Raw genomic sequence first — 5,914 nt, 5'->3', positions numbered from 1 at the left:
TTAGACATGGAAAGTCACACATCGGGTTAGTAGAGGTATTTTATATACACACGCTCTTGATCAAGATTATCAAGAGCCATCGCATTACCATTGATATATGACTTGGGCACCGAAATATGAACATTGCCGCATGTAGCCCCTCTACATGTAATCATGAGAGTTGGGTTTTCGTGGGTATATTCAGAGTAATAACCAATTTGGCCATTAGCACCATACACCGGAAAACCACTATCGATTAGTTTCGAGGAGGCTATCGTCTTCCACTGCTTTGGCCGACATATTTCACTGAGCTTCACCAAAGGCCAACTCACAACATCCCCTCCAGCTCACCCAGCTCCTTCTGAATCTCAGCCTCCAGATCCTTCAACCGCCCCAGAATCACCTTCGGCGGATCATACACTTCTTCCTCGTACACCACTTCTTTATAGCGGTTAATGGACAGGTCGTATTTATTGGTTTTCAAGTCCGCCTTGGGTACGACAAATGCCTTCTGAGTTTTATCCTGCCAGTTGGTTTCCGCAGGTTGCTCTGTAAGCTGTTCCTGAAGCTTGTGCCCCATAAACGCGTCCACCGGCAGATTACGGCTCTGGCGATACTGCTTCCAGCTTGCAACCAAATGGGGCAGATCATTCTTGTCGATAGGGTTGCGCTTGTCATCCAGACTGTAACCGTCGTTTTCCAGATCGTAGAACCAGACGTTTTCAGTCTCACCGCCTTTGGTGAACATCAGAATGGCCGTCGCCACACCAGCATAGGGTTTAAAGACACCGGACGGTAAGTTGATCACCGCTTCCAACTGGTTATCTTCCACCAGTGTTTTGCGCAGGCTCTGGTGCGCCTTGCTGGAACCAAAGAGTACCCCCTGAGGCACAACCGTGGCACTGCGACCACCGACTTTCAGCATTTGCAGAATACGGGTGCAGAACAGTAACTCAGTCTTTTTGGTTTTCACCTGTTTGAGGAGGCTTGGATCAACATCTTCCTCATCAAGGGTGCCCGTAAAAGGAGGATTGGCCAGAACCAAATGAAAGCCATTACGAGAGGATTCTGGGTAATGGTCGGAGAATCCCTGACTCAGGGTATCCTGATAATGAATACTCGGCTTATCCACACCATGCATAATCAGGTTCATGGCGGCAATGCGCAGCATAGTGGAGTCGAAGTCATAACCATGGAACATATCGGTGTCCACATGGTTTCTGTATTCACTCAGCAAATCTCCAGAGAAAATATGCTGCTGTTCCAGCTCACCCTTTTCATTGGGAACATTTTCGGTATAGATGCTTTCCAGAGAGCTGTACTTCTCCAGCAGGTATTCGTAACTGGTAGCGAGGAAACCACCTGTACCACAGGCTGGATCACAAATACGTTCACCACGGGCAGGGTTGGGCTCCATCATCTCCACCATGGCGCGGATAATATGGCGCGGGGTACGGAACTGGCCGTTAATACCGGCGGTGGTGAGTTTGCTGAGCAGGTATTCGTAGAGGTCGCCCTTGGTGTCGCCTCTGTCCAGCGGCAGCGCCTTGATCATCTCAACGGCTTTGACCAGCAGGCTGGGCTTGACGATTTCCAGACGGGCATCCTTCATAAACTCTGCCAGCAGACCATCATCGTTGCGCTCATCAGAGAGAATGCGGAAGTGGCGGAACACTTCATCCCGCACAGTTTCCATCATTTCATCAGCACTCAGGTTGCTGTACTGACTGAACCGGCAGGCCTGCTGCAGCGGGGTAAAGCGAGGATGAAAATCGACATTGGCGAGCATCTTACGCTGCTCGTCCTTGGTTTCCTGCATATCCAGCATGCGGGAGTACATCAGGAAGGTGATCTGTTCGATAACCGTCAGTGGGTTGGTAATACCACCCACCCAGAACTCTTCCCAGAGTTTGTCGATTTTGCTTTTTAGGTCGCCTGTGATCATGGATTATCCAGAGAAGAAAAATGTTCCGTATTATATCCACCAACATCGGAAGCAATACATAAGATTGTTCCCAGAAATTGGTCATAACTGAACAGAAGATTACTTTAGGGAAAACTGGCATTTTTTAATGCGAAATAGGCGCTCAACCTTCGCTTATTGGTGTGAGCCAACACTTTTCTGCCCCCTAACTGGTACGATCAAACCTCTGGTTTTGAGGTTTCCATGAGCAAGGCTGACGGTCTAAAATTTCCCATGAAGTTAGAGAAACTATCCGAGTAGAAGCCATTCAGAAGCAGCTTAACGGAGCTAAAGTGAAGCGCTTTTCTGAGGAGTATGGCACCAACGAATCCTGCATTTACCGTTGGATTGGTCGTTACCGGAAGGGAGGCATGGAGGCACTGAAAACACACCCCATTGCTCACAGTAAAAACGCCAAACTTTCACCCGATCATCAGGATGCCCTTGTTCATATCATTCTCACTAAAGATCCGATCCACTATGAGTACTATAAAGCCCCATAGTCACGAGCCATTGTCGCAGATGTGATAAAAACAGAGTTCAGCATATCTATGCATCCCGCTGCAGTTAGCAAGGTGCTCAAGAGAATCGGACTCACACCTTAGCGACAAGTGCGGAAGCCTTGGCAGCAAAGCGAAAAAAGTACAGGAATTTCTGGATACGCGCTATCCTGCCCTGCGTAAGCTGGCGGAAGAAAAGAAGGCTATTGTCTACGTTATTGACGAGGCCACTGTACGCTCCGACCACCACAGTAGCACAATGTGGAGTCCAAAAGGCCAGTGGCAAAACCGGTGCGCGCTTTGGTATCAATATGGTTGCTGCTGTCAGTGGTGAAGGTCGTATGCGCTACATGACTATTCCAAGGCGCTTCAATACTGATACCTCCATCAAATTCCTGAAGCAAATAGTCCGTTCCTACGATTGCCCTGTCACGATTGTGACAGATGATCATTAAAGGTCATGAAATACCTTCAGGTTAAAAACAGCTTTTGGATATACACCTCCTGCCGCCTTACCCCCCGGAGCTAAATCCGGTTGAGCTGGTTTGGAGCGCCCTGAAAACAGGGCGGATTGGGCGCATGGCACTGAAAACAAAGGATCAGTTTCTCAATGCTGTTAGCTCAGAGTTGAGGTCATTACAGAGCCAGAAGAAGAAAGTCCTTGTTTTTTTCAGAGCTGAGCATACGGCGTATGCATGCTTGGAAATCCTTCATGCATAGAGTGTGCGCACATCAAAAAAATCGTCACCAAGGAATTTCTCTTTTCTTGCTTATCTACATTTCTAAATGAATTCATTATCGAAAAAACTGAGCCGCTTACCTATGACTCCCCCTACCTGCATGGTGCCTATCCATATAGTGACCTCAAAAACTGGATAACTGGATAAATTTTCCGACTGCAAGATGCCCTTTCAAATGTAAAAAATGCCATATATTTTTGAAATCACATGACGCATTACTAGAGAGTTTTATGGATAAGGTCAATATTCTTTTAGTTGGAGCTACTGGTAGTGGTAAAAGTTCTACTATAAACGCCCTTTTAGGAACAGAAGCCGCCACTATTGGCCATGGTGTCGCACCAGAAACAATGTCTATAAACCGTTATGAATGCGAAAATAAAATCTTGTGGGACTCTCCTGGCTTGGGAGATGGTAAGGAAGCAGACCAGCGACACTCTACGAACATAATCAATAAACTTTTAGAGATCGACGACAATGGTTATTACTTAATTGACCAAGTTGTTGTAGTTATTGATGGCAGCACTCGCGACTTAGGAACAACATACAAACTACTTGAAACCGTAGTCATCCCTAACATTGGGAAAAACAGTGAACGATTGTTAATAGCCATAAATCAAGCAGATCGAGTACAACAGGGGCGACAATGGAATTACGAAGAAAATAAACCAGAACCAGAGTTGGAAAAAATCCTCGAGAAAAAGGTTGCATCAGTCAAACGCAGACTGAGAGAGTCGACCGGAATTAACGCAAAAGTTGTCTATTACTCATCTACAAGCTACTAGGAAGGAAATCAGCATGTTGTTAGAAGAACACCTAGCCAAGGCCAAAACCAATTGCAAGCCAGAAGACATTGAAATATATACAGTTCAGGATCTCGAAATAGCACAAGCCGAGTGCGCAAGAGCAAGAAGTGAGGCATGGCGAATAATAAATGAAGAAAGAGCCGCTGCACAAAAGTATATTGACGAAATATCAAAAATATCAAAAAAAATAATCAATGCGTACGTTTGGACAAACACAGAGAAGTTACAAAGAAAAATGGATGACCTCCAAGAAAAAGATAGGATTTACAGAGAACGTTCAGATAGAAAATATGATGAAGCAAGTCAAAAATGGGGACAGCTTGAGGATCGCATTAAAATTGTCAAAGACAGTTTATCTCGTAGGGGGTTACTGTAAATACCTGCTCATCTTTCCACTCTCACGTTAATGCACCCATTAGGCTACTTTATGAACTCGATCATGTCAGACAAAATCAAAAACCTCATTTCTGATTTTGATCTTTCCGATGAAGAACAACGCTCAATAGTACAAAGAATATACAATTTAAAAGAAGCAACGATTAACATTCTAGTAACCGGAGCAACAGGCTGCGGAAAGAGCTCAACAATAAATGCAATTTTTCAAAGTTCTAAAGCCAAAGTTGGGATCGGTGTAGATCCCGAAACAATGAATATACAGAAGTATGAATTTGAGAACCTCATACTCTGGGACAGCCCTGGGTTAGGAGATGGAAAAGAAGCGGATACACGACATGCAAAGAACATAATAGCTAAGCTCACAGAGGTGGATGACCAAGGCCATGCTTTAGTAGATGTGGTACTGGTTATTTTGGACGGAAGCACAAGGGATCTAGGCACATCTTACGAGCTTATCAACAGTGTAATCATCCCCAATCTAGGGCCAGATAAAAGTCGTTTGCTAGTGGCTATCAACCAAGCGGACCAAGCAATGAAAGGAAAAGGATGGGATGAATCTAACAATTGCCCAACAGATAGACTCGAGTCATTCTTAAAAAACAAAGTAGATTCAACCAAACGTAGAATAAAAGAAGCTACTGACGTGGATGTCCAACCGATCTATTACTGCGCTGGTTATAGTGATGAGTTTGAGCAAGCTCCACCATATAATCTCGGCAAACTCTACAGTTACATCTTAGCTAAAACGCCTGTTCATAAAAGGATTCTGTTCGCTGATAAAGTTTCTGACGATCCCCAACTATGGAAGGACAATGACGACCTCAAGGATTATGCTAAAGAAATAAAGAAGAGCTACCTTGAGTCCATTTATGCTGTCTTTGAAGGAGCTAAAAATGGAGCAGTTGTTGGGGGGGGGATTGGAGCCAAGATAGCAGGCCCATTAGGAGCCAAATTCGGCACCGCTATTGGAGGAGTATTAGGCGCAGGTAAGGCGCTACTTGAAGAAATCTTCTAATCCTCCCCAATATTAAGGTGCTCAACCAGTATTGGGCTGGTAGTGTGGTTACCGAGGAAAGCTGACTGGATAATTACCGAAGGACTTTGTTGCCTCAGCATAAGAGCCTGCTTTTTCTTGGTAATCACATTTCCATAATTGAGCCCCTTGTCAACGACAGCTTTTATTCTGCAGCCACCACCGCTGGTACTCTGAGCGACTCAACAATCTCCTTAATCGCCATAGCCTGCACCACATCCGGGAACACCCCGGTAATACCTTCTCCATGAATATGGGTAAACGGCTGCTCAAACAGCTTACTCATCTCCACAGTACCGTAATCACGGATATGGTTTTTCAGCATATCGAGGAAACGGATTTGCTGGCTGTTGAGATTATGGGCGGCCGCAAAGCCTGCGAACTTCTCAGCTACGGCCTGTCCATCCATACCCACGATTGTACGCAGTATCTGATCCAGGCTGGCGGATGCCTCCGGGTAAAACTCTTTCAGGGTGCGAATATCAACATTAGGATTCTGC

10 protein-coding genes are annotated in these 5,914 nt (G+C 45.4%); 7 read left to right on the top strand and 3 right to left on the bottom strand.

What is annotated here, in order from left to right:
• Positions 1-26: 26 nt before the first annotated feature.
• Together E1189_RS26185 and E1189_RS04465 are read right to left on the bottom strand one after the other, a co-directional pair.
• Positions 27-296, bottom strand: a complete 270-nt coding sequence (locus tag E1189_RS26185) for a restriction endonuclease subunit S (RefSeq protein ID WP_408014693.1) — start codon at positions 294-296, stop codon at positions 27-29.
• An 11-nt stretch (positions 297-307) separates the two neighbouring features.
• Positions 308-1,924: a type I restriction-modification system subunit M gene (locus E1189_RS04465; protein WP_155158854.1), complete on the bottom strand. Its 1,617-nt coding sequence runs from the start codon at positions 1,922-1,924 to the stop codon at positions 308-310.
• A 245-nt stretch (positions 1,925-2,169) separates the two neighbouring features.
• Between E1189_RS04465 and E1189_RS04460 the strand changes: the two genes are divergently transcribed.
• The 7 genes from E1189_RS04460 to E1189_RS04430 all read left to right on the top strand — a co-directional run bounded on the left by E1189_RS04460 (position 2,170) and on the right by E1189_RS04430 (position 5,396).
• A complete protein-coding gene (locus tag E1189_RS04460) occupies positions 2,170-2,445 on the top strand; it encodes a helix-turn-helix domain containing protein (RefSeq protein WP_329601893.1) in 276 nt (91 codons plus the stop codon).
• Between the two features lie 9 nt (positions 2,446-2,454).
• On the top strand, positions 2,455-2,547 hold the full coding sequence (locus E1189_RS26180; RefSeq protein WP_408014692.1) for a winged helix-turn-helix domain-containing protein: 93 nt from the start codon (positions 2,455-2,457) through the stop codon (positions 2,545-2,547).
• 101 nt (positions 2,548-2,648) lie between these two features.
• On the top strand, positions 2,649-2,897 hold the full coding sequence (locus E1189_RS04450) for a hypothetical protein (RefSeq protein WP_155158852.1): 249 nt from the start codon (positions 2,649-2,651) through the stop codon (positions 2,895-2,897).
• Between the two features lie 34 nt (positions 2,898-2,931).
• Complete coding sequence (locus tag E1189_RS26175; protein ID WP_155158851.1) at positions 2,932-3,162, top strand: transposase; 231 nt, start codon at positions 2,932-2,934, stop codon at positions 3,160-3,162.
• Between the two features lie 250 nt (positions 3,163-3,412).
• Complete coding sequence (locus tag E1189_RS04440; protein WP_155158850.1) at positions 3,413-3,964, top strand: GTPase family protein; 552 nt, start codon at positions 3,413-3,415, stop codon at positions 3,962-3,964.
• A 13-nt stretch (positions 3,965-3,977) separates the two neighbouring features.
• Positions 3,978-4,361 carry a hypothetical protein gene (locus tag E1189_RS04435; protein ID WP_155158849.1) on the top strand — a complete coding sequence of 128 codons (384 nt, stop codon included), beginning with the start codon at positions 3,978-3,980 and terminating at the stop codon, positions 4,359-4,361.
• Between the two features lie 63 nt (positions 4,362-4,424).
• Positions 4,425-5,396 carry a GTPase family protein gene (locus E1189_RS04430; RefSeq protein WP_230460158.1) on the top strand — a complete coding sequence of 324 codons (972 nt, stop codon included), beginning with the start codon at positions 4,425-4,427 and terminating at the stop codon, positions 5,394-5,396.
• Positions 5,397-5,559: 163 nt separating this feature from the next.
• On the opposite strand, the gene E1189_RS04425 is transcribed toward E1189_RS04430, so the two are convergent.
• On the bottom strand, positions 5,560-5,914 hold a 355-nt coding region (locus E1189_RS04425), incomplete at its 5' end, for a type I restriction-modification enzyme R subunit C-terminal domain-containing protein (protein WP_155158855.1).

The sequence above is a fragment of the Parendozoicomonas verongulae genome (genome assembly GCF_009711465.1).
GTDB classification, from domain to species: domain Bacteria; phylum Pseudomonadota; class Gammaproteobacteria; order Pseudomonadales; family Endozoicomonadaceae; genus Sansalvadorimonas; species Sansalvadorimonas verongulae.
This window is presented reverse-complemented; position numbering and strand designations above follow the sequence as displayed.